General features: G+C 67.2%; 18 protein-coding genes. 7 read left to right on the forward strand and 11 right to left on the reverse strand.

The window, feature by feature from the left end; all coding sequences use genetic code 11:
* Positions 1-18 precede the first annotated feature (18 nt).
* The gene (locus CRO39_RS15695; RefSeq protein ID WP_097123005.1) at positions 19-561 is read right to left on the reverse strand and encodes a DUF6630 family protein; all 543 of its coding nucleotides are present in this window, start codon (positions 559-561) and stop codon (positions 19-21) included.
* 153 nt (positions 562-714) lie between these two features.
* Here CRO39_RS15695 and CRO39_RS15700 point away from each other — a divergent pair, with 153 nt between their 5' ends.
* A complete protein-coding gene (locus tag CRO39_RS15700) occupies positions 715-957 on the forward strand; it encodes a DUF3297 family protein (RefSeq protein WP_097122897.1) in 243 nt (80 codons plus the stop codon).
* Positions 958-993: 36 nt separating this feature from the next.
* On the opposite strand, the gene CRO39_RS15705 is transcribed toward CRO39_RS15700, so the two are convergent.
* From CRO39_RS15705 to CRO39_RS15720, 4 genes are all read right to left on the reverse strand, one after another.
* On the reverse strand, positions 994-2,244 hold the full coding sequence (locus CRO39_RS15705; protein WP_097122898.1) for a cation:proton antiporter: 1,251 nt from the start codon (positions 2,242-2,244) through the stop codon (positions 994-996).
* A gap of 166 nt (positions 2,245-2,410) precedes the next feature.
* Positions 2,411-3,679: an RNA polymerase sigma factor gene (locus CRO39_RS15710; protein ID WP_097122899.1), complete on the reverse strand. Its 1,269-nt coding sequence runs from the start codon at positions 3,677-3,679 to the stop codon at positions 2,411-2,413.
* Positions 3,680-3,756: 77 nt separating this feature from the next.
* Entirely contained in the window at positions 3,757-4,026 is a 270-nt protein-coding gene (locus CRO39_RS15715) for a hypothetical protein (protein ID WP_097122900.1), read from the reverse strand.
* 14 nt (positions 4,027-4,040) lie between these two features.
* Positions 4,041-4,463 (reverse strand): YciI family protein, encoded by a 423-nt coding sequence (locus CRO39_RS15720; protein ID WP_097122901.1) that lies wholly within the window; start codon positions 4,461-4,463, stop codon positions 4,041-4,043.
* Between the two features lie 371 nt (positions 4,464-4,834).
* On the opposite strand from CRO39_RS15720, the gene CRO39_RS15725 reads away from it, so the two are divergent.
* Both CRO39_RS15725 and CRO39_RS15730 read left to right on the forward strand, forming a co-directional pair.
* A complete protein-coding gene (locus CRO39_RS15725; RefSeq protein WP_097123006.1) occupies positions 4,835-5,209 on the forward strand; it encodes a YciI family protein in 375 nt (124 codons plus the stop codon).
* A gap of 125 nt (positions 5,210-5,334) precedes the next feature.
* The gene (locus tag CRO39_RS15730) at positions 5,335-5,931 is read left to right on the forward strand and encodes a DUF3304 domain-containing protein (RefSeq protein ID WP_162125731.1); all 597 of its coding nucleotides are present in this window, start codon (positions 5,335-5,337) and stop codon (positions 5,929-5,931) included.
* A 43-nt stretch (positions 5,932-5,974) separates the two neighbouring features.
* On the opposite strand, the gene CRO39_RS15735 is transcribed toward CRO39_RS15730, so the two are convergent.
* Positions 5,975-8,077, reverse strand: a complete 2,103-nt coding sequence (locus CRO39_RS15735; RefSeq protein ID WP_097122903.1) for a gluconolaconase — start codon at positions 8,075-8,077, stop codon at positions 5,975-5,977.
* Between the two features lie 424 nt (positions 8,078-8,501).
* On the opposite strand from CRO39_RS15735, the gene CRO39_RS15740 reads away from it, so the two are divergent.
* Positions 8,502-10,994: a TonB-dependent receptor plug domain-containing protein gene (locus tag CRO39_RS15740; protein ID WP_097122904.1), complete on the forward strand. Its 2,493-nt coding sequence runs from the start codon at positions 8,502-8,504 to the stop codon at positions 10,992-10,994.
* A gap of 132 nt (positions 10,995-11,126) precedes the next feature.
* Here CRO39_RS15740 and CRO39_RS15745 read toward each other — a convergent pair whose 3' ends face one another.
* Entirely contained in the window at positions 11,127-11,639 is a 513-nt protein-coding gene (locus tag CRO39_RS15745; protein WP_097122905.1) for a DUF1697 domain-containing protein, read from the reverse strand.
* Positions 11,636-12,742 (reverse strand): AI-2E family transporter, encoded by a 1,107-nt coding sequence (locus CRO39_RS15750; protein WP_097122906.1) that lies wholly within the window; start codon positions 12,740-12,742, stop codon positions 11,636-11,638. The genes CRO39_RS15745 and CRO39_RS15750 overlap by 4 nt, the downstream gene beginning before the upstream one ends.
* A 222-nt stretch (positions 12,743-12,964) precedes the next feature.
* Here CRO39_RS15750 and treA point away from each other — a divergent pair, with 222 nt between their 5' ends.
* The gene (gene treA, locus CRO39_RS15755) at positions 12,965-14,599 is read left to right on the forward strand and encodes an alpha,alpha-trehalase TreA (RefSeq protein WP_097122907.1); all 1,635 of its coding nucleotides are present in this window, start codon (positions 12,965-12,967) and stop codon (positions 14,597-14,599) included.
* An 89-nt stretch (positions 14,600-14,688) separates the two neighbouring features.
* Here treA and CRO39_RS15760 read toward each other — a convergent pair whose 3' ends face one another.
* Positions 14,689-15,432, reverse strand: a complete 744-nt coding sequence (locus CRO39_RS15760) for a hypothetical protein (protein ID WP_097122908.1) — start codon at positions 15,430-15,432, stop codon at positions 14,689-14,691.
* Positions 15,433-15,601: 169 nt separating this feature from the next.
* A complete protein-coding gene (locus tag CRO39_RS15765) occupies positions 15,602-16,813 on the reverse strand; it encodes a serine hydrolase domain-containing protein (protein WP_097123007.1) in 1,212 nt (403 codons plus the stop codon).
* 422 nt (positions 16,814-17,235) lie between these two features.
* On the opposite strand from CRO39_RS15765, the gene CRO39_RS15770 reads away from it, so the two are divergent.
* Positions 17,236-20,382, forward strand: coding sequence for an autotransporter outer membrane beta-barrel domain-containing protein (locus CRO39_RS15770; protein WP_162125730.1), 3,147 nt, complete (start codon positions 17,236-17,238; stop codon positions 20,380-20,382).
* Between the two features lie 160 nt (positions 20,383-20,542).
* A complete protein-coding gene (locus CRO39_RS15775; protein WP_097122910.1) occupies positions 20,543-20,998 on the forward strand; it encodes a GNAT family N-acetyltransferase in 456 nt (151 codons plus the stop codon).
* 145 nt (positions 20,999-21,143) lie between these two features.
* Here CRO39_RS15775 and CRO39_RS15780 read toward each other — a convergent pair whose 3' ends face one another.
* A complete protein-coding gene (locus CRO39_RS15780) occupies positions 21,144-22,922 on the reverse strand; it encodes an SLC13 family permease (protein WP_141400826.1) in 1,779 nt (592 codons plus the stop codon).
* Positions 22,923-22,941 lie beyond the last annotated feature (19 nt).

A 22,941-nucleotide genomic window follows, 5' to 3' on the forward strand; every position in this document is an offset into this window, starting at 1 on the left:
GGGATGGCGCCCCCCACCTCAGAACGCGTCGCTGCCGGGGCGTATCTCTATGCCCAGCATGACCGCCAGCTGCTGCATGCCTTCGTCGTCGCGGCTGAGCGCGATCCAGCCGGCGTACGCGTCGCCATCGGTGTTCCAGGTCCACAGCGTATAGCCATGCTCGCGCAACCGGTCGTAGGCCCTGGCCATCAGCATCGGCACGTCGACATCGTCCAGGAAGTCCTCATCGCTGGGGTCGCCGCCCCAGTCGATGACGATGTTCCAGCGCGCGGCCAGCTGGTTGAGGCTGTCGATCAGCGATTCGGTGTCCTTCCAGTCCACATAGAAACCGGAGGTCCAATCGATGGCATCCTTCAGGATCCACACCGGATCTTCGGCCTCGCCATCGGCCAGCGCATCGCGATAGGCGGCGAACTGGCGCAGCGCGGTTTCCTCGTCGCCCGGGTTGATCAGCAGCAGCAGATTCCAGATCAGCGCCTGCTGATCGTCGGCGTCCGCGCCGTCCTCATCGTCGCCGGGCTCGTCGTAGCCATCGTCGCTTTCGAAATCGTCATCGGGCAGTTGCATCGTCGTTCTCGCGCGGCGGTTGCGCGGATCCTGCCGGTTTGCGCCCGGCAAGGGAAGCGGCGCATGCCTGCACCGGGTTTGGACCGGACCGCTGCGCCGTTTATCCTAGTCGTCCACGCGGTGCGCCGCATGACCTGAAATCCGACGATGAGCGAGACCCCTCCCGACCGCCTGGCCACCGACCCGCGCAGCCCCTTCCATGACGCCGAAATGCTCGAGCGCGGCATCGGCATCCGTTTCAACGGCGTGGAGCGCGACAACGTGGAGGAGTACTGCATCAGCGAGGGCTGGATCCGGGTGCCGGTCGGCAAGTCCAAGGACCGCCGCGGCAATCCGATGACGCTGAAGGTCAAGGGCACCGTGGAAGCCTGGTTCCGCGAAGCCAAGTAGGCGGTTGCGGCTGGAACGCCGGATCGCCGGTCGCGCTCAGCCCGACGCGCGTTGCCTGCGCTGGCGGCGGCGGTCCAGCCAGCCCATCGCCGGCTTGGCGCTGATGCCATGCAGCAGGATCGACAGCAGGACGACCAGGCACACCACCGACCAGAGCCTCTCGGCCTCGGGGAAATCCGCGTGGTTGATGGCGAATGCCAGGTAGTACAGCGAACCGATACCGCGCACGCCGAACACCGCAATGGCCCATTGATCGCCCTGGCGCAGGCCTGAACCCGCCATGCCCAGCCAGCCCGCCAGCGGCCGCACCAGCAGCACGAAGGCCAGTGCGAATCCCCATTCGCGCAACGTCGGCATGCCGAGTTGGCCGCTGACCAGCACGCCACCGAACAGAATCAGCAGCAACGCCATCAGCAGCCGTTCGCACTGCTCGGCGAACAGGTTCAACGTGGTGTGGTACTCGTGGTTGCGCTCGTGCTGGCGCACCACCACCGCGGCGACGAAGACGGCCAGGAAGCCATAGCCGCCGCACAGTTCGGCCACGCCATACACGAACAGGGTGATCGCCAGCGCGGTCAGGCCGTCGCTGCCGGCGGAAATGCGCGGACTGCGCTGGCTGCGGAAAATCAGGTGCATCAGCGCGTAGCCGACCAGCCAGCCGATGCCTGCCCCGGCAACGACCCGCCACAGCGCATCCAGCAGCAGCCAGCGTTGCCATTGCATCGGCTCGCCGCCGGTTGCCGCGGCCGCCAGCGCGACGGCCAGCCAGACGAACGGAAACGCCAGTCCGTCGTTGAGGCCGGCCTCGGACGTCAACGCGAAGCGCACCGGGTCTTCGCCGCCCTTGCCGGGCGCGTGCACCTGCACATCCGACGCCAGCACCGGATCGGTCGGCGCCAGCACCGCGCCCAGCAGCATTGCGGCGGCCACGCCATAGCCCAGCAGTTGCTGGCCCAGCACGGCCCCCGCGGCAATCGTCAGCGGCATCGTGATGGCCAGCAACCGCCAGGTCAGACGCCAGCGCCGCCAACCGAATACGGTGTCGATACGTAGACCGGCGCCGACCAGCGCCACCAGCACCGCCAGCTCGGTCAGGTGTTCGGCAACCACCGGGAACCGCATCGGATCGGCCGGCGGCAACGGCAGCGGCAATGCGTACAGGGCCGCGCCTACCGCCACATACAGCATCGGAAAGGTCAACGGTTGCCGCTTGAGCAGATGCGGCAACCAGGCCGCGCCCAACAAAGCCAGCCCCACCAGGGTCAATGCCAGCTTGTAGGTATCCATGGCCTGTCCGTGATTGGCAGCCCTCACTATGCCGCAGCGGCCGCAAAGTGGACGTGATAGCGCAGGGCGACGTCCGTGGCCGAGCGGGCGCCGGGCGGCCAAATGGCGAGGGGCAGGCGCAACCGCGGCGGCGCGACGGGCCGGCTGGCCCGCCGTCCCAATCGCGTCAGGCCGAGCGCTCTGCGCAGGTCTGCGCGCGCGCCAGCATCAGCGTGCGTTCGCGTGCGTTGTTGGTCAACGTGGCGGCGCGTTCGAACTCGTGGCGCGCTTCCTGAAGACGGCCCAGCTGTTCCAGCAGATCCCCGCGCACCGCCGGCAACTGCGGGTAGCCGCGCAGCAGCGGTTCATCGCCCAGCGTTTCCACCAACGCCAGGCCGGCGGCAGGTCCGGTCGCCCTGCCCAGCGCGACCGCCCGGTTCAGTTCCACCACCGGGGAAGGCATCACTTCGGCCAGCGTTTCATACAGCGCGGCGATACGCGGCCAGTCGGTGTCCTGGGCCCGCAATGCGCGCGCATGGCAGGCGGCAATCGCGGCCTGCAGCGTGTAGGCGCCCTGCGCTCCGCCCAGTTGCAGCGCCCGCTCCAGCGCCACCAGCCCGCGCCGGATCTGCAGGCGATCCCAGCGGCTGCGGTCCTGCTCCAGCAGCAGCACCGGTGCGCCGTCGGCCGCGGTGCGCGCCTTGGCGCGCGAAGCCTGCAGCTCCATCAACGCCAGCAGGCCATGCACTTCCGGCGCCTGCGGCATCAACCCCGCCAGTACCCGTCCCAGCCGCAGCGCCTCTTCGCAGAGTGCCGGGCGCATCCAGTCGTCGCCGGCGCTGGCCGAGTAGCCCTCGTTGAAGATCAGATAGATCACCCCCAGCACCGATTCCAGCCGTTCTTCCAGATCCGGCTTGCGCGGCACTTCGAATGCCACCTGTTTCTGCGTCAGCGTGCGCTTGGCGCGCACGATGCGCTGGGCGATGGTGGGTTCGGACTGCAGGAACGCGCGGGCGATCTCTTCGGTGCTCAACCCGCCCAGCAGGCGCAGCGTCAAAGCGACCTGCGACTCGGTCGACAGCACCGGATGGCAGGAGACGAACACCAGCCGCAGCAGATCGTCGCCGATATCGTCCTCCAGCCGGTCGTCATGGTCAGGGCCGGCCACGGTCTGCCCTTCCAGTTCGTAGGCCAGCTCTTCGTGCTTGCGCTGATGCAGCTGGCGCTGGCGCAGGCGGTCGATGGCGCGGTGCTTGGCCGCAGCCATCAGCCAGGCGGCAGGGTTGTCCGGCACTCCGGACTCGGGCCAGCGCTCCAGCGCGGTCACCAGCACATCCTGGGCCATTTCCTCGGCCAGCCCGACATCGCCCAGCATGCGTGCGATGCGCGCGATCAGCCGCGGCGATTCCATCCGCCACAGCGCGTCGATGGTGCGATGGATGTCCGTCGCGGTCATAAGGGCCGATCAGACCATCGCGACCGGTGCCGCGCAAGTGTTGGCTATCCAATCCCCGGGCCGACATGTCGCCGCTCTCATGCCCACGGCCAAGCCAGCCACGCCAATAGCGACAACGCCGCGGCCAGGCCGATTGCCAACACCAGGACGACCACCGCCGATCCGCTCATCCGCCGTCCCACCGGAGCGCGTCTGCCCGAGACTTTTCCGCCGTCCTTGCCTGATGCGGTGTCGCCATGGCGGCGCGCCAGTCCCGCGTACGCCGAAAGCGCCAGCAGGTTCAGGTACAACACCGTGCAGGCGAACAGGCAGGTTTCCAGTTCAGCGAAGGTCGACCACTGTCCCATGCGCCCGGTCCTGATCAGATCTGCTGGGCACCGGTTCGGTCGCGCAGCCGCTGTTCCTGCTGGCGCAGTTCCGGGGTCAGCGCCTCGCCGAAGTCCTCGGCCTCGAAGACCGGCCGCAGTTCGACTTCTTCGCCGCCATCGAACGGCGCGCGCTTGAGCCACTCGATGGCCTCTTCCAGCGAGCGCACCTGCCACAGCCAGAATCCGGCAATCAGCTCCTTGGTTTCGGCGAACGGGCCGTCGATCACGCTGCGCTGCGCGCCGTCGAAGCGCACCCGCGCACCGCGCCGGCTCGGGTGCAGGCCTTCGCCGGCCAGCATGATGCCGGCATTGACCAGTTCCGCGTTGTAGCGGCCCATGGCCTCCAGGCATTGCTGATCCGGCATTGCGCCGGCTTCGGATTCGGCGTTTGCCTTGACGAGCACCATCACTTTCATCGTTGTTCTCCAGTCGGGTTGATGGGTTCAGGACCGGCGCGACGCGCTGGCGCTTGCCTGCCTTCATTCAACACGACGAACGGCGGCGATGCGGATCGACAACCGCGGCCAAAGATTCGGTCATGAGAAGCTCGCGCCTAGGACGGCGCTCCTGCAGGAACCACGGCGCCGGGTGGCTTCAAACGCCGGCTTGCCGCTGGACGGCCCCCTACCTGGGAGCGGAGAACCGGAGTTTCGGCCGGACAGCCGCCAGCCGATTCATCCGCTGCAGCGCGATGGCCCGCGACAGGCCACCTTCCGGATAACGGATCCGGTGCGTTATCGGGCATCATTCGCGCTGGCGTTCCGGCTTTTCAACCATGGAGCAAGACATGCAATACCTGTTGCTGGTCTACACCGACCCCGCTTTGCTGGAGGAACTTCCCGCCGATGAATACGACCGGCTGATGCGCGGTTGCCTGACCCACGCCGATGAGCTGCGCGAGCAGGGCAAGCTGCTGGGTTCGCAACAACTGGAACCCGCCGCCACCGCCAAGGCCGTGCGCGTTCGCAACGGCCGCGCCACGGTGCTGGACGGGCCGTTTGCCGAAACCAAGGAAATGCTGGCCGGCTTCAACCTGATCGAAGCCGACAGCCAGGAGGAAGCGGTGCGCATCGCCCACGAATTCCCCTGGACCCGGTACGGCTGCATCGAAGTGCGCCCGGTCCACGACATGGATGCCGAACGCAGGCGTGTAGGCGCCTAGGTCGGGCCCCGGCCCGCCGCCCGACCATTCGCACAGCCGCCGTTCTCTGCCGCAGTCGCCTTTTCCTAGACACCGCACCGATGTTCGTGTTCTCCAGCCAAACCCCGCGATGCCTTAGCACCTGCATGCTCCGGCTGTTACCGGTCAGCCTGATCCTGTTGCTGGCCGCCTGTTCCGCGCCGGCGCCGCTCGAATCGCGGGTCAGGATTATCGACAACGATCCCACCCTGAGCTTCGTCAGCCTGGTGTCGGCCGACGGCATCGCGCTGGCCTCGGCGGTGGGCAACCTCAACCGCAACGGCTGCTGCCTGCGCCTGCCCGGGCGCTGGCGCCAGGACCTGACCGTGGCGCTGGCGTGGAAGCGCTGCCGCCCGCAACACGATCCGGAAACCCAGCTGATCGTCCGGACGCTGTGCGAAGAGCACTACCGGGATGTGCCGGTGCCTGAGTACCCGGCGCTGGAGTTCCAGTTCTACGTCCACCTGCTGCCCGACAACGACGCCATGCTGGTCGCCAGCCATCTGCCGCCGGACGACCCGTCCTACCCGGGCCCGCCGCTGCGCGAGAAGGATTACTACGCCGACCTGGAAGCCTACGAGGCCCGGCTGCGCGAGCGCGGCAACCAGCAGCGCGAGTGGGAGCAGGCGGTGCGACTCAAACGCGCCGAGCATGACGGCCGCGGCGAAGACGCAGCATCGGCGCGGCGCTGGCAGCCCTGGTAAGCGCGGCCTTGCCGGCCGGCGCCCGCTGTTCCCGAAGCCCGCCCTACTGCAATGTCATCGGCAGATCGCGGCCGGCGCTGGCCACGTTGCCGCTGTAATCCCGCGCGGTGATGCGCAGCGTGTAGTCGCCGGCGGGTAGCTCGCCCGGCTGCCACCGCCCGGTGGCCAGCTGCCCGTCGCGCACGGTGTTGGTGACCAGATACTGGAAGCGGGTGATCGCGCTGCCATGGACGGTAACGCCGCTGCCGGGGCCATAGGCAATCTTGACCGCATCCGCATCGGCCGGCATGCGGTTGAACTCGATGGTCATCCGCGGCGTTTCGTAGCCCGGCAACGGCACCTCATCCGCGTCCAGGATCTGGTAGCCCAGCGCATGCAGGCCCAGCCGGCGGCGGCGCAGGTTGCGATCGACCTGGTCCCAGGCGTCGACCACGATCTGCACGCCGGCCGGATCGCGCGGCACGATCAGCCGGCCGTCGCGCTTCAGCGACAGCGGCTGCTCCTGCACGTCCAGCAACTGGATGCCGTCGATGCGCGGCGGATAGCTGTCGGCGTAGTTGACGAAACCCAGCGCGACCGCGTTGCGCTCGAAACCGGCCGCGCCCACGCTCAGGTGCACATGCGCCAGCGGATTGATCGTGCCCAGCACATCACCGGCGGCGAAGCGCGTGCCGCGCAGCACGCGGATACGCTCCGGCTTGCCGTCTTCATCGTGCAGCAGATGGAAACGCTGCGGGTCGATGACCCGGCCCTGCGCAGTGCGGCCGACCCGCATGTGGATGTAGCTCAGCGTATCGACCGCCATGCCTTCGCCCAGTTCGCCCAGGCCCCAGCTGGCGGACGGGCTGCTGACCTTGCCATCGGCGATCGCCAGCACCTCGGCGCCGACATCGCCGCGGATGTCCAGGCCGCTGTGCAGGTGATCGCGGTTTTCGCGCTGGTAGTTGCCGCGCACCTCGCCCAGCGTGCCGACCACTTCGTGCCAGCCGGTCTGCGGGCGCAGCGGCCAGCGGCCCTGGGTGTCGGGCAGCGGATTGTCTGCCGCCGGGCCGACGGTGGCAGCTGCCCCGGCGGCGCCGGCGGCCAGCGGCGCAATCCGGTGAACGCGGTAGCTGGAGGCATCGGTGACGTGCACGACGCCATCAGCATCGAGCGCCAGTCCGGACGGCCGCGCCAGCCGTTGCTCCTGCACGCCGCCGGTCAGCACATGCCAGCGGCCATCAGGGGCCAGTTGCAGCACCCGCCCGCGCGCCATTTCGCCGACATAGAGCATGCCGTCATGGCTGACCGCCAGACTCAGCGGCCGGCGCAGCAGCGGTTGCCGGTCGCCAGGCTCGGCACGCAGCAGCGTGGTCACCTCGCCGCTGCGGGAAAGCCGGCGGATCGCATTGTTGCGGGTATCGGCAATCCACAACCGGCCCTGCGCATCCAGCGCCAGCCCGGTCGGCGTATCGAAACGCGCAACGCTGCCGGTACCGTCCTGATAGCCCGGCCGCTCGCCGCCGGCCAGCGTGCTGACCTGGCCGTCCGGCGCGATCGCGCGGATGCGGTCGTTGTAGGTGTCGGCCACGTACACCTGCCCACTGGCGTCGACCGCCACGCCGATGGGCCCGTTGAACTGCGCCTGCGCACCGGGGCCATCGTTGAATCCCGCCTGGCCGGTGCCGGCCAGCGTGGTGACAGCGCCCTGCGGCGTGATCTTGCGGATGGCGTGATTGCCGGTGTCGGCCACGTACAGATTGCCGAACGCATCCAGCGCCAACCCGGACGGCGTATGCAAGGCCGCCGCTTCGCCAATGCCATCGGCAAAGCCTTCGGCGCCGCCGGCCAATGTGCTGACCGTGCCATCGGGCGCAATCTTGCGGATGCGGTTGTTGTCGCCGGCATCGGCGATATAGCGGGTGCCGTCGGCGGCCACCGCCAGCCCGTACGGATCGGCAAAGCGCGCCTGCAAGGCGGGGCCATCGCGCAGGCCGTGGACGCCGTCGCCAGCGCTCAGCTGCAACTGCGCGGTCCAGCCGAAGGGAGTGGCCGCGGGGCCAGAAGGTGCAGGCGGTCCCTCGGGTTCGCTGTCGAACACGAAGGTGGCGGCCAGCGCGGCGCCCATCAGCGCCACCACCAGCCACAGCCAGGATCGTCGGGTCATGCATGTCTTTGCGGCAGAAGCGAGCGCGCACGATAGACGTTCGGGCGCGGCATGGAAAGCATTGGCACCGCCGCTGCCGCACGACGCGTTGCATCGTCGCCGGCGAGGGTGTGCGCCGTGCTTTCTGTTTGCAACAGGTTGCGGCCGCACCAGTGGCTGAACGCACTATCCACGTAAATGAATGTAGCTGCGGTCCTGAGTGGCGTCGAATCTCAGCCATGAAGATTCCCCAGACAGGCACCGCTGTGACCCGGCGCCAATCAGGTCTTCGGTTGCGGCAACCCGCTTTCCACGCAATGTAATCGCCAATTCGCTCGGCAGGTTCTGCGATAAACGAGGGCCCGCAAACGTAATAAAAATGTAAAGCTCCCCGGCGGCCATACCCACGGCCGCGAACGATTACCAAGAGAGGGAGAATCCATCCATGTTCCAGCACAGCCTTTGCGGCCTGACGGTGGCCATCGCCACGGTCCTGGCCAGCGCCGCCTTCCATCCCGTCCACGCGCAGACGTCGCCCGCCCCTGGCAGCAGCGAGACCACCACACTGGATCAGATTGTCGTGGTCGGCACCCGCGTGCGCGGCCGCACTGCCGAAGAAACCGCCGCCCCGGTGGACGTGATCGGCAAGGAGGAGCTCAACGCCACCGGTGCGCTCGAGATAGGCCAGGTGCTGCAGATGCTGGAGCCCTCGTTCAACTTCTCGCGCACCTTCGTCAGCGACGGTACCGACATCCTGCGCCCGGCCACGCTGCGCGCGTTGGGACCGGACCAGGTGCTGGTGCTGGTCAACGGCAAGCGCCGCCACCAGCAGGCGCTGGTCAACGTGCAGCAGACCATCGGCCGCGGTTCGGCCGGCACCGACATCAACGCCATTCCGATCTCGGCGATCGAGCGCATCGAGGTGCTGCGCGACGGTGCGGCGGCGCAGTACGGCTCGGACGCCATTGCCGGCGTCATCAACATCATCCTGAAGAAACAGACCGATCACACCGACGTATCGATCCAGGGCTCGCAGTACTACGCCGGCGACGGCGAGATGCTGCACGGCTCGATCAATACCGGCTTCAAGCTGGGCGACGACGGTTTCATCAACCTGTCGGCCGAAGCGCGCAACCGCAACGAGACCAACCGCGCCGGCCCCGACAGCCTGCGCGTGGACCCGCCGCGCGTGACCCAGCGGCTGGGCGACGCCGATGCCAAGGACTACTACCTGTGGCTCAACGGCGGCTTGCCCGCCGGCAGCGGCGAGCTGTACTGGTTCGGCGGCGTATCCAAGCGCGAAGGCGATTCGGCCGGCTTCTTCCGCAGTGCCGGCGACAACCGCACCGTGCCGGATCTGTATCCCGATGGCTTTCTTCCCAACATCCTGACCACGGTGGAAGACGCCTCGCTGGCGGTCGGCTACCGCGCGCCGCTGGGCGAGAACTGGGACTGGGACATCTCGGTCAACCATGGCCGCAACAAGTTCGGTTTCGAGGAGAGCAATTCGGTCAACGTGAGCTGGTGGTACGAGCCGGCGCCCGGCGGCGGCATCTACGGCGAATCGCCGACCTCGGCCGACACCGGTACGCTGGAGTTCGACCAGACCACGTTCAACCTGGACTTCCGCGGCACCGTCAACGGGTTCGGCGGCCGTCCGCTGTCGCTGGCCACCGGTTTCGAATGGCGGCAAGACAACTACCGCATCAAGGCCGGCGATCCGGTGTCGTACACGTACGGCCGCAGCAATGATCGCAGCATCGTCATCGTCGGCCAGACCGGCGACATCGCCCAGCCCGGCATCCAGGGTTTCCCCGGCTTCTCGCCCAACGAAGCGGTCGACGACGGCCGCCACAGCATGGCGGTGTACTTCGACGCCGAAACCAACCTGACCGACCGTTTCCTGGTGGCCGGTGCGGTGCGCTTCGAGGACTACTCGGACTTCGGCAACACCACCATCGGCAAGCTGTCGGCGCGCTTCGACGCCAGCGAGCAGTTCGCCGTACGCGGCACCGTGTCCACCGGCTTCCGCGCGCCCGGCGTGCAGCAGCTGTTCTACAGCCAGCGTTCGACCAACCTCAACGCCGCCGGCGAGCTGACCGACACCCTGACCGCGCGCCAGGACAGCGAAGTCACCCGCGCGTTCGGCATCGAACCGCTGCAGGAAGAAACCTCGACCAGCGGCACGCTGGGCTTTGTCTGGAAGCCGAACGAGCGCTTCTCGCTGACTGCCGATCTGTTCCACATCGACATCGACGACCGCATCATCTTCTCCAGCAATATCCAGCCCGAAAGCACCGGCAGCGATGGCTTGCCTTGCGATGCGGGCAACGCCAACTGTCCGATCCGCGCCATCCTGGATCCGATCGGCGTCGGCCAGGTGCTGTTCTTCACCAATGCCATCGACACCCGCACCACCGGCCTGGACATCGTGGCCAACCACCACACCGAGTTCGACGGCGGCTCGCGGCTGGACCTGACCGCACTGCTGCATTTCAACAAGACCGAGGTCAAGGCGCGGCGCTCGCAGTCGGCCATCCTGCCGCCGGAAGCGCTGTTCGACGACACCCAGGTGACGCTGGTGGAGGAAGGCCAGCCGGGTTCGCACCATGTGCTGCAGGCGGTGTACAGCACCGGCAACTGGCAATGGACCGGCCGCGCCAACTATTACGGCTCGGTCACCGGCGAAGGCTTCACCCCCGGCATCAAGCAGACCTGGGGCGGCAAGACCCTGTTCGACCTGGGCGTGCGCTATGCGTTCTCCGACAATCTGCAGCTGACCGTGGGCGGCAACAACATCTTCGACACCTACCCGGACAAGTGGGACGAGGATGACGGCTTCCCGTTCCCGCAGCTGGGCTTCAAGTACGGCTGGGAAACGATGCCGTTCGGCATGAACGGCGGCAGCTACTACGTGCGGCTGGATTACCGGTTCTGATCGGCTGACGTGGCGGCGGGAAGGCGGCTTGCTGGCCGCCTTCCCGCCGGCGGTGCGGGTCTGCAATGATTCCCGCCCTACCTGGCCTGCGTTGCGATCTGCGCGAACCGACAACCCAATGAATGACCTTCCCTAGATCTGGGCGGCCATCTCCACCAGTTTGGCCACGGTATTCATATTGCGGGCGGTGCCGGCCTTGGCGGCGGCAATGACCAGCTTCGAATCGGCCATGCCGTCGCCGTAGTGGACGTAGATTTCGCGCGCACCGAGAACGATCTCCTCATCCTTGCGATGCCTGACCATCGACAAGGTATCGGCCGGCGGCGCCCGGTCCAGGAAAATCGCGACGACGCGGTTGCGGGCCGCATCCGGAAACGGATCGGCCGCCAGCACCTGCGCCATCTCCGCAGCGGCGCGCACGACTACGCCGACCGGCTTGCCGGCGTAGTCGGCAAGCCGGCTCTCCAGCGCGGCCTTGACCTGCCGCTCGCTGGCGGTACTGCGCATGACCACGTTTCCGCTGGCGATATAGGTGCGTACCTGCTGGAAACCGGCGTCCTCGCACATCGCGCGCAACTGCGCCATCGGCAGCTTGCCGGTACCGCCAACGTTGACCGCGCGCAGCAGGACGACATAAGCCGTCATGGTTCGTCCTGCTTGGCACGCGCGGCGGCGACAACCGGCAACGGGCCTTCGCCGGCCAGCCGGCCGTTGCGCGACATCATCACCGCAATCGGCCGGGTGGCGGCGAATTCGGAAAACACGATCACCAGCACCGCGGTGATGGGCACGGCCAGGAAGGCGCCGGGAATGCCCCACAGCCCGCCCCAGATGGTCAGGCTGGCCAGGATGACGAACGGGCTGAGGTTCAGCGATTTGCCCATCAGGAACGGGTCCAGGAAATTGCCGATGACGAACTGCGCCGCCGACAGCAGCACCAGCAGCGTGATCACGGTACCCACGTCGCCGAACTGCACGATGCCCCATGTCACCGGAAACAGTACGCCGAGGAACGAGCCGATGTAGGGCACATAGTTCAGCACGGCAATCAATACCGCCCAGAACGCGGCGAACTCCACGCCGGCCGCCGCCATGATCGCCCAGCTGACCACGCCCAGGACGATATTGATGAAGGTCTTGACGCCCAGGTACTGGCCGATGCGCGCATTGATGCGGCTGATCACCTGGCGTACGCGCGCCCCGTCGGCGGGATCGCTGGACAGGTTGTCCAGCTTGTGCCTGAAGAACCGCTGTTCGATCAGCAGGAAGGTCACGTACAGAAAAACGATCAGCAGCATCGTCATGATGCCGGTGACCGACACCACCGTGCTGCCGACCAGATCCTGCAAGCGTATCGGTTCCAGCAGGTGCTGCCGCAGCACGGTCCAGGTGGGCGCGGTCTCCACGCCAAGGAAGGCCGCGGCCTGCTGGATGCGGTCCAGCAGGCTGTCCTGGTAGCGCGGCGCCAGCTGCACCACCTTGCCGATGTTGCTGATCACCAGCGACACGCACGCCGCCAGCACGCCGCCGATGCCCAGGACCGACAGCAGGTAGCGCAACTGCACCGGCAACCGCGGCCCGATACGCGGCACCCGCTCCAGCGCCCTGACCAGGCCGACGATGATGTAGGCCACCAGCACGCTGAACACGATCGGCACGAACACCAGCCGGCCGATGTAAAGCACCCAGCCCACCATCAGCGCCAATCCGGCGCCGTAGAAGAAGGACTGCAGTCGGTTGTCGCTCATCGTGGTTCTGCGTCTTTGCGCCTGGGCCGGAAAGCATGGCACTTGTGGCGTGAATCGGGCGTGCCTGGCGGGGGACGGCGGCGACCGGCCGTTTGCGTCCGTCGCCATCGGGCACGCCATGATGCAGGAAAAGGCGACCGGCTTGCCAGGCGACTGCCTTCACGGGTGCGCACGGCACTATTCGTTTACCCTGTCCACGCATTGCGCTGCCGCGGGAGATTCATGAAGACCTGTCGTCCACTGCATCAGATGCTTGCGCTGGCATTGTCGTTGGCGCTGCTGGCCCAGACCGCATGCGCGCCGCCGGCCAGGCAGGCCGCGGCCCCCCATCAGCACGGCCTTGCCGGTGCTCCGCTCACCCCCGATCTGGCCTATCCGGAACTGTTCCAGGCGGTGCAGCAGCGCTGGGTGTTCGACGATCAGAAACAGTTCGTCGACGCGCTGCCGCTGAAGCCGCCCGCGCAGATCCGTGCCGACTACCTGGACCAGCGCGGCCGCTCCGGATTCGATCTCAAGGAATTCGTCGCCGCGAATTTCGAAACCGCGGACGCGGCCGAAACCGCACAGATCCGCGCCGGCACCGCCTTGCGCCCGCATATCGATGCGCTGTGGCCGGTACTGACCCGTCGTTCCGCGCAGGTGCCGCCGCACAGCAGCATGCTGCCGCTGCCGCACGCTTATGTCGTGCCGGGCGGGCGCTTCCGCGAGCTTTACTACTGGGATTCGTATTTCACCATGCTGGGTCTGGTCGAAAGCGGGCAGACCCGGCTCTCGCGGCAGATGCTGGACAACTTCGCCCATCTCATCGACCGCTACGGCCATATTCCCAACGGTACCCGCAGCTACTACCTGAGCCGCTCGCAGCCGCCGTTCTTTTCGCACATGGTGGAACTGGAAGCCAGGACCGGCGGCGATGAGGTCTACCGCCGCTACCTGCCGCAGTTGCAGCAGGAGTACGCGTTCTGGATGGACGGTGCGCAAACGCTCAAGCCTGGCCAAGCGACGCGCCGCGTCGTGCGCCTGGCCGACGGCAGCCTGTTCAACCGCTACTGGGATGACCGCGACACGCCGCGGCCCGAGTCGTGGATGCAGGATCGCGAAACCGCCGCGCAGGCCGCGGACCGCCCGGCCGGCGAGGTCTACCGCGACCTGCGCGCCGGCGCCGAAAGCGGTTGGGACTATTCGACCCGCTGGCTGGGCGACCGCAGGCAGCTGAGCACCATCCGCACCACCGCCATCGTCCCGATCGATCTGAACAGCCTGCTCTATCACCTGGAAACCACGCTGGCGCTGGCCTGCGGCAAGCAACCCGCCTCTCCCTGCACGCGCGACTACCGGGCGCTCGCGCAGCAGCGCCAGGCCGCCATCGAAAAGCACCTGTGGAATGCCGCCGGCTACTACGCCGACTACGACTGGAAGCAGGGCAGGATCAGCGACCAGGTCACCGCGGCCACGTTGTATCCGCTGTTTACCGGCGTGGCCTCGGCGCAGCGCGCCCGGCTCACCGCCAGATCCGTGCAGGCGCATCTGGTCGCGCCCGGCGGCCTGCTCACCACCGCCATCGACAGCGGCCAGCAGTGGGACGCCCCCAACGCCTGGGCGCCGCTGCAATGGATCGCGGTGGATGGCCTGCGCCGCTACGGCGAAGACGCGCTGGCGCAGACCATCGGGCAGAATTTCCTCAACCAGGTACAGACGCTGTTCGACAACGAACACAAGCTGGTCGAGAAGTACGACGCCACTGCCGGCCGCGGCGGCGGTGGCGGCGAATACCCGCTGCAGGACGGCTTCGGCTGGACCAACGGCGTCACGCTGAAGCTGCTGGCGCTTTATCCGCAGCCGGACGGCAAGCCATGAGGGATGCCAACGGCGTACTGCAGCCTTGGCCGGTGGCTGGCGCACGCGCCACTCCATAGTGGCGCGTGCGCCCGATTGCCCGGCAGCGCTCAAACCAGCGCGTCGAAGTCCTGTTGCAGGATCTGGCTGCCGCAATCGTGCTTGCCCGCGATGTCGGCCAGGGCCGGCAGCGGCAGCTCGCCATCCGCCAGCACCTTTACCGGTAGCAATGGGTGCCCGCGTGTCTCGAAGCGGACGATATGCCCGGTCCGCGGCAGGCGGTGAAGTACGAAGCTGGAGTTCGGGAAATCCGGCCGCATCGGGTACCAGCCTTCTTCTTCCCGGCCATCCTCCTCGCTGCCTTCCGGCGGCAGTTGCGCAAGCAGCAGGTCCGGATCCAGCGGAAGGCATTGCGCATCGATCAACAGCGTCCGGCCGCCGCCGATGTCGATCAGGAAGTAGGTGCGCTGGCGGCCGTCGACCGCGACGATGGTGCGCGCGTCGTCCGCTTCGATGACCTCCACACGCCGGTCGCGCAGATCCAGCCAGATCGCCAGCTTGCGCCGGTAGGCATGCAGATAGGCGCGAGTGGCGATGTAGAACGGCACCAGCAGAATCGGCAGCCAGAACAGCACGCGCATCCACCAATCCGGCGTGAATCCCGGCAACCACTTCTCGCCGACCGCGCCAAGCGCTGCCGCCAACGCGCCGCCCACGATCAGGGCAAGCAGTGAGAACAGCAGATAACGGCCGAGCGCTCCCGGAAACGCGCCTATCGCCGGACGGAAGAAGGGCCGGTCCAGCCCTACCCAGTCTTCGTTCGTCAGTTCCCGCGAACGGATGGCACTACCCATCGTCCCCTGTTATCCCATGCACTCCCCGAAGGCAAGCGTACTGAGTCGCACCTTCCGCGTCCACCTGCCTTTGACTTGCGCCGGAGACCGAACTGTCTTCGACGCCGTGTTGCACCGCGACAGTGTTAACAAACCGATACGCCAGAAGGCAGACGAAGCTATACGACAGCTATTCGCCGCGCGCCATCGCCTCCTCGATTGCGGTGAATGCCGAATGCTCGCCGACCGCCGCAGCGGGCATGCCGGTGACGAAGTAGGCCACACCGGTTCCTGACGCGGGATCGATCCACAAACCCGACAGCAGGCCATACGCCGCACCGGCGTGACCGACGCGGGCCACGCCATCACCGAACGGATCGTCCCGGCAACCCTCGCCCGGCGTGGCCAGCGTCTGCACCGCCAGGCCATAGCGGCAGATGAAACCCTGCCGCGATTGCCCGCTGTCGTCTTCTTCGTACGTCATGCCGTTGCCGGGTGCGTAGATCCACACCGGTTGCACCAGCGTTTGCACCGAGTCCGGCTGCAGCAGACGCACGCCGTCCACGCTGCCATCGCCCAGCAGCAGGCGTCCGATCCGGGCCAGCCCGCTGGCGGAGATGCGCAACCCGCCCTGCGGCGAAAACAATGCGCCATTGACGCCGGCGCGCCAACGCGACAGATCGCAATCGCCATTGCGCGCCGGATTGACCGGACAGTCCGGCTTGCGGCCCTGGTTGTCGTCGCGCAGCGGCCTGCGCTCTGCGTCGTACAGCACTACCGCGCGCGCGGCGGTGGCCTCGTCGCACGATTCCCAGTTGAAGCACCCGGCAATGCCGAGCGGGCGCAGCACCAGCGCGTCCATCAACCGGTCGAAGCGCTGTCCGGCCGCCCTTTCCATTACCGCTGCCACCAGCGGAAAATTGAGGTTGGCATAGCGGAAGTAGCTGCCGGGAGCGTGCTCGCCATCCCAGGCGCGCGGATCGTCCAGGATGTCCTTCAGCTGCCCGTCCAGCGGCACCGCGTAGTAGCCGGCCGCATCGGTCAGGCTGCTGCGATGCGACAGCAGCAGGCGCAGCGTGATCGGTTGTTCCTGATGCGCCGGGTGGCGCAATCGCCAGCCCAGCAGGCCGGACACGTCGGCATCGAGATCCAGCTTGCCTTGTTCGACCAGGCGCATCGCGCCGATGGCGGTGACCAGTTTCGAGATCGATGCGATGCGCACCGGATCGTCGATGCTTATCCTGCGCTTGGCGGCGCTATCGGCCAGGCCTTCGACGCGCTGGTCGGTGATTCCATCACGGTCGAAAGCCACTCGCACACTGGCGACCGGTTCGGCGGCATGGACGCTGGCTGTCGCGGTAAGCGCGGCAACCGACAGAAGCTCTCGCAGGCAAGGCAGCATCTTGGAACTCCGGAACCAGGGCATCCAGCCCGATCGATGAGGTTGGTGAAGCGGAGGGCCGCAATGCGCGTCTGCGCCCGTTCCATGCCGCGCATCGTGCGCAGTTGCGAAAGCGGTATTACCGTTTGCAGCGCATTTCCAGGCTCCATGGCAAGCAGGCAATCCAGGCCGCACTGCGATGCGAATCACATGATGACATTGTCCTTACAGACAGAACCGGACATCCGGGTTCAGCCATCGCCAGGCTAATGCTACCTTCGCTTCGCGGTTTTGGGAGGGACCGCCACACGCCAGGCTATCGCAGCCGTGGCCTTCGCACACATGGGGAACCAATGACCTGCACACAACCGAAGCGGACCCTGCGGTCCGTCGCACGCGGCAGCCGACAGCAGCCGCAACTACCGCCGCTTTGGCAGGAATCGATGCTCAACAACGCTCGCGAAGAAGCCGAGCGCGTCGAGAAATCACGCCGCCGCAAGACGCTTTCGTTTTCCATTGCCGCCACGCTGGTGGCCGGCATGGTCGCGCGTCCCGCCGCCGTGCATGCGGCCACCGATCACAAGGACCCGATCACCGGCGTGGCCGACAACGATCGCGTCGGCGGCACGGGCAACTACGACCCCGGCTACGACATCGTCGACCAGGGCGGCACCCTGCACTACCGCTTCGCCGATGGCGACAGCGTGGCGCTGGAAGGCATCGACAGGGACTTGGTTGCCATGTCCATCACCAGCGGCAATCCGCCCGTCGTTGTGGACGTGGCCGGCGGCGGCTGGCTGAACCTGTCGGCCAACCGCCCCGACAGCAGTATCCGTGGACTGGCGGTCGGCATCCTCAACGACGGCAATACGGTCACCGTCAACGGCAACACCCGGATTTCCACCCGCGCCCGCGATGCGGATCAGGGCGGCGGCCTCGGCAATGGTGCGCACGCGGTGCTCGCCCGCGGCGGCAGCACCACGGTGTTCAATGGCGCCACCGACCTGCACGCGCACACGCAGGGCTTTGCGCGTGCGGTCTGGGTATCGGGGCGCAGCAACGTCGTCTTCAATGGCCCGACCACCATCCTCGCCGAAAGCCGCGGCACGCTCGATGCGGTCTACAACTCCGACGGCGGCAGCATCACCTTCAATGGTGACACCAGCATCTCTGCGCTGTCGATCTGGCCCAGCGACAACGCCCATGCCATCTACAACGACAACGTCAACACGCAGCTGACGGTCAACGGCAACCTGTCGCTGACCACCATCGCCCGGGGTTCGACCGCATTCGGCGTGCGCAACCAGGGCAGAATGGAGGTCTTCGGCGACGCCACCGTCAACGTGGAGGGCCCGCGCTCCACGCACGGCATCGCCAACACCCATCGCTCGGCAAGGATGCGCTGGCACGGCGACGTCGACGTGCGCGTACGCAGCGAAGGGCCGGAAAACGGCTATACGCCGTTCGGCAGGCCCTCCGGGCTCAGCAACGACCGCTCGCCCGGCGCGGTGATGACGTTCGACGGCGCGGTCTCGGTCGACGTCGCCTCGGAAACGGAAACCTACGGCCTGGTCAGCACCGGCCTTATCGAGTTCACCTCGCCCACCGCACCGGTGTCGTTCACGGTTGCCAACGTTTGCAACCCGCCCGACCACCCGAGTTGTGATGATGCTGACGTGTATGGCATCCGCAACTTCGGCACCGTCAATGTCGCCGGCGGCCTGACCGTGTCGACCACTGCGGGCCGCACCGGCACGGCGTATTCGATCTGGAGCGTGCCGCTCGACATCCAGAACGCCAGCGTCACCGTCAACCAGGCCGGCGGCCAGCGCGTGCAGCTCGACGGCGACATCGCCACCGCGACCGATCCTGTCAACGGCAACACCGGGTCGGTCAATGTCAGGTTCGACACTGCCGATTCCTGGTTGCGTGGCCTGGTCGGCGGCGTACAGAACGATGCCGGCTACAGCGTCGGCCGCGCCGACCTTGCGTTCAGCAACGGCGCAACCTGGATCCCGCAGGGCACCGGCACGCTGAGCAACGATTTCGGCACCGGAACATTGAGCCTGGGCAACGGCGGCGGGATCGACATGGCCGGCTACTGGGGCGGCTTTTCGCCCGATTCGGTCCCCTCGCATTCCTATCGCCGGCTGGTCGTCGGCAGCACCGGCAGCGGCGGCACCGTGACGTTGGAAGACGGCGCCAGGTTCATGCTGCTCAGCGACATCACCGGCATCAACGGTACCGCCAGCGCCGACCGGATCGTGTTCGGCAGCGGCATCAGCAATTTTTCCGCCACCGGCACGCAGCGCATAGGCATTGCCTACGACCCGGTGCTGGACGACACCTCATGGGTCGACGCCGCGGCCGTTCGCGACGGTAAAACCATCCGGGCCACTTCGGCGCTCGATATCGTCGATGCCAGCGCCGCCGCCGGCGGGACCGCAAGGTTCCTGGCTGCGGCCGGACTGGACGGCCAATGGAGCGGAACCTACGAGAACGATCTGATCCAGTTCACTTACCGCCCGCAGGTGGCGCTGAGCGACGATGGCAGGAAGATCGTGCTGACCGGCATCACCATCCAGGGCGCCGGAAGCGGCGATGGCGATGGCGACGGCGACGACACCGGTACGGATACCGGCGAAGGCACCGGCATCCTGCCGTCGGAGACGGTCCAGACCGCGGCCGATGCCGCCGACAGCATCGCCAACCTGTGGAAGATCGGCGGGCAGGCTTCGCTGCAGCGCGTGCGCAGCCCGTTGCGCAACAGCGACGCGGAACAATCCAGCGTCTGGGCCAGGGTCGATGGCGGCGAACTGACCGCAAAGACCGCCTATTCCCGCCACTATCGCCAGAACTACCACGGCGTGACCGTCGGTGCCGAGCGCGCTTTCGCGCTGGACGCGTCTTCCGGCAGCATCGGTTTCACCGCAGGGCATCTGCGTTCGAGCGCAAACTACGCGCAGGGCAGCGGCGATCTGAGCGCGACCACGCTGGGACTCTACGGCAGCTGGGGCGCCGAGGGCGGCGGCTACGTGCTGCTGGGGGCCGCTGCGTCAGCGTTGGAGAATCGCTATACCGCACGCGATTCCCAGAGCCGCAACATCGGCGGCAGGTATCGGACCGAAGCCGGCCAGCTGTACGCCGAAAGCGGGTACCCGTTCAAGCTTTCCCGCGGCTACTACATCGAACCCCAGCTGGGGCTGTCCGTGGGCGCGATTCGCGACAGCCAGCACACCACCGTCAATGGCGTGCAGATCAAGCAGGACCGCTTGGATACTTCGTTCGCGCGCGCCGGCGCGGAGTTCGGAAAGACGCTGCGGGGCGCGCAGGTGCAGGGCAATGCCTATGCGCGGGTGTCGGCGCTGCACTATTTCGGCGACAACCTGGACATCACCGCGTCCAAGGATGGCGGCAGCTTCACGCCCGAAACCGCGGACCGCAAAGGCACCGGAGCCGAGCTGGCGCTGGGCGCCGATATCCGCTTCAACAGCAGGCGCAGCGGATTGTTCTTCGAGGCTGCCACTACCGCCGGCATGGAAGTCAAGCAGCATTGGGGCGTCCAGGCCGGGTGGCGGCACCGCTGGTAGCGCTTTGGCGGAAGGCTCGCTTCCGCCCAATGCTTGCGCGCCTGCCGTCGTTGCGACGGCGGGCGGCTGGTCGGCGTTCGGCTTCAGCGACTTCGGTCATTGGCGACGACGCGCCGGTGGTGTAAAAAGCCTCGGCAATACCCGACCTTCATGACTCTTCATGCTGATTCGCGTCGATCCGCTGACCGGCCCCGAGATAGCCGCACTGCTGCGCGAGCACCTGCAGGACATGGCCCGGCACTCGCCGCCGGAAAGCGTGCACGCGCTTGATCTGGACAAGCTGCGGCAACCGGACATCACGTTCTGGAGCGGCTGGAAGGAGGGCGACCTGGCTGGCTGCGTCGCCCTCAAGCAGTTGGACGCGGGCCATGGCGAGATCAAATCCATGCGCACTGCCGCGGCCCATCTGCGCAGCGGCGTGGCGGCGGAACTGATGCGGCATGTGCTGGCCCAAGCCGGGCAGCGCGGCTACCGCCGGCTCAGCCTGGAAACCGGCTCCATGCCCGTCTTCGCTCCCGCCCGCGCGCTTTACGCCCGCTTCGGTTTTGTCGAATGCGCCCCGTTCGCCGGTTATGTCGAAGATCCGTACAGCGTGTTCATGACGCGAACGCTGTGAGCCGGACGGAAGGGGCAGCGCCGACGCGGCGCGTCCCACCCGCCATGCCGCTCAAACGGCACGAGGGGCCGTATCGCTCGTCATGGCGGCCATCGGGCCGACCATCTCACCAGACAGGCCACAAACGGCGTGCGGGCTCCCGGCACTACGCCGGATGGAAAGGAAAATAGAGCGGGATCAGCACGATGGCCATGATCCAGAAGACCAGGTTGAGCGGCACGCCGATCTTGATGAAGTCCAGGAAACGATAGCCGCCGGCGGTATAGACCATGGTGTTGGTCTGGTAGCCGACCGGCGTGGCGAAGCTGGTCGAGGCGGCAAACGCCACCGCCACCAGCATCGGCTTGGAGTCCACGCCCAGCGAATCGGCTGCCGCGATCGCGATGGGCACCACCAGCACGCCGGCGGCGTTGTTGCTCATCACCTCGGTCATCACCGCGGTCAGCAGATAGATCGCCGCCAGCGTCGCCACCGGACCGAACGGACCGATCACCTTGATCGCCTGCTGCGCCATCCAGTCGGCGCCGCCGCTGTTCTGCAGCGCGATACCCAGCGGCAGCACGCCGGCCAGCAGCACGATCACCCGCCAGTCGATGGCGGCGTAGGCCTCGTCGGTATCCAGGCAGCGGAACACCACCAGCGCAATGCAGCCCAGCAGCGCGGAGGCCACGATCGGCAGCAGCCCGGCAGCGGCCACGCCGATGACCGCCGCCAGCACCAGCGCCGAAACCGAAGCCCGGCGCCAATCGATGCGCTGCTGCGCACGCTGGCCCAGCACCACCAGGCCCGGTTCCCTGCGCAGGGCGGCCAGCGACTTTTCCGACGTATCCACCAGCATCACGTCGCCGACCATCAGCGGCACCTCGTCCAGCGCGCTGCGCAGCAGGCCGCGGCTGCGCTGCAGGCCGTGCACGCGCGCGCGATAGGTATGCGCAAACCGCATGCTCGACAGGCTGTGCCCGGCCAGATGCGAGCCCGGCGCGATCATGACTTCGGCATGGATGCGCTCTTCGCCGGGATGCGCGCCGTCATAGCCAATCGCGGCCGGTTCGAAATCCAGCTTCAACTGTTTGCGCAGCTTGTCCAACTGCTCCCAGTTGCCGCGCAGCAGCAGCCGGTCGCCGGCCTGCAACACTTCCGACTGCGGTGCCGGCGCGCGCTGGCGGTTGCGGATCACTTCCAGCAGATGGGCATCGTGCAGTTCCTGGGGAATGGCATCGGATGCCCGCTGACCCAGCGCCGGCGAACGCTCGGATACCAGCAACTCGGTCAACCAGCCGCTGCCATGGCCGCTGTCGCCCGGCTCCGGCACGCCCAGATCCGGCAGCAGGAAACGCTGCGCGAACAGCATGTAGACGATGCCCACACCTACGAAGACCACGCCCAGCGGCGCAAATTCGAACAGCTCGAAGCCTTCGCGCCCCAGCTGCCGCGCCAGCGTGTCCACCAGCAGATTGGTGGAGGTGCCCACCAGCGTGCACACGCCGCCGAACTGGGCCGCGTAGGAAAGCGGAATCAGGAACTTCGACGGCGAGCGCCGGTTGGCTGCCGCCGCCGCGATCACCAGCGGCAGGAACACGGCGACGGCAGCGGTGTTGTTGACGAAGGCCGAGACGAAGGCGATCACCCCCATCATCACCAGCGCGAACAGCCAGCTCCACTTGATCCTGCCCAGCGCCTCGCCCACCACCAGCAGCGCGCCGCTGCGCTGCAAACCTGCGCTGAGCACGAACATTGCCGCCACGGTAATCGTGGCCTGGCTGCTGAAACCGGACAGCGCCTCGCGCGGCGTGACCAGGCCCAGCACCAGCAGGCTGGACAGGACCAGCAACGCCACCACGTCCACCGGCAGCTTCTCGGTGACGAACAGCACCACCGCACCCGCCAGGACCGCGAGCACCAGCCAGACTTCCATGCCCGTCAAGGCCGGTTCCCGGCGAATC

This window comes from Pseudoxanthomonas wuyuanensis (genome assembly GCF_900215535.1).
Taxonomy (GTDB): domain Bacteria; phylum Pseudomonadota; class Gammaproteobacteria; order Xanthomonadales; family Xanthomonadaceae; genus Pseudoxanthomonas_A; species Pseudoxanthomonas_A wuyuanensis.

Bases quoted from the DNA above. Each gene is read 5' to 3' on its own strand.
- CRO39_RS15715 (WP_097122900.1), bottom strand. From the start codon at position 4,026: ATGGGACAGTGGTCGACCTTCGCTGAACTGGAAACCTGCCTGTTCGCC.
- CRO39_RS15745 (WP_097122905.1), bottom strand. From the start codon at position 11,639: ATGACGGCTTATGTCGTCCTGCTGCGCGCGGTCAACGTTGGCGGTACC.
- treA (WP_097122907.1), top strand. From the start codon at position 12,965: ATGAAGACCTGTCGTCCACTGCATCAGATGCTTGCGCTGGCATTGTCG.
- CRO39_RS15740 (WP_097122904.1), top strand. From the start codon at position 8,502: ATGTTCCAGCACAGCCTTTGCGGCCTGACGGTGGCCATCGCCACGGTC.
- CRO39_RS15775 (WP_097122910.1), top strand. From the start codon at position 20,543: ATGCTGATTCGCGTCGATCCGCTGACCGGCCCCGAGATAGCCGCACTG.
- CRO39_RS15705 (WP_097122898.1), bottom strand. From the start codon at position 2,244: ATGGATACCTACAAGCTGGCATTGACCCTGGTGGGGCTGGCTTTGTTG.
- CRO39_RS15700 (WP_097122897.1), top strand. From the start codon at position 715: ATGAGCGAGACCCCTCCCGACCGCCTGGCCACCGACCCGCGCAGCCCC.
- CRO39_RS15750 (WP_097122906.1), bottom strand. From the start codon at position 12,742: ATGAGCGACAACCGACTGCAGTCCTTCTTCTACGGCGCCGGATTGGCG.
- CRO39_RS15735 (WP_097122903.1), bottom strand. From the start codon at position 8,077: ATGACCCGACGATCCTGGCTGTGGCTGGTGGTGGCGCTGATGGGCGCC.
- CRO39_RS15710 (WP_097122899.1), bottom strand. From the start codon at position 3,679: ATGACCGCGACGGACATCCATCGCACCATCGACGCGCTGTGGCGGATG.
- CRO39_RS15725 (WP_097123006.1), top strand. From the start codon at position 4,835: ATGCAATACCTGTTGCTGGTCTACACCGACCCCGCTTTGCTGGAGGAA.
- CRO39_RS15770 (WP_162125730.1), top strand. From the start codon at position 17,236: ATGCTCAACAACGCTCGCGAAGAAGCCGAGCGCGTCGAGAAATCACGC.
- CRO39_RS15730 (WP_162125731.1), top strand. From the start codon at position 5,335: ATGCTCCGGCTGTTACCGGTCAGCCTGATCCTGTTGCTGGCCGCCTGT.
- CRO39_RS15760 (WP_097122908.1), bottom strand. From the start codon at position 15,432: ATGGGTAGTGCCATCCGTTCGCGGGAACTGACGAACGAAGACTGGGTA.
- CRO39_RS15720 (WP_097122901.1), bottom strand. From the start codon at position 4,463: ATGAAAGTGATGGTGCTCGTCAAGGCAAACGCCGAATCCGAAGCCGGC.
- CRO39_RS15765 (WP_097123007.1), bottom strand. From the start codon at position 16,813: ATGCTGCCTTGCCTGCGAGAGCTTCTGTCGGTTGCCGCGCTTACCGCG.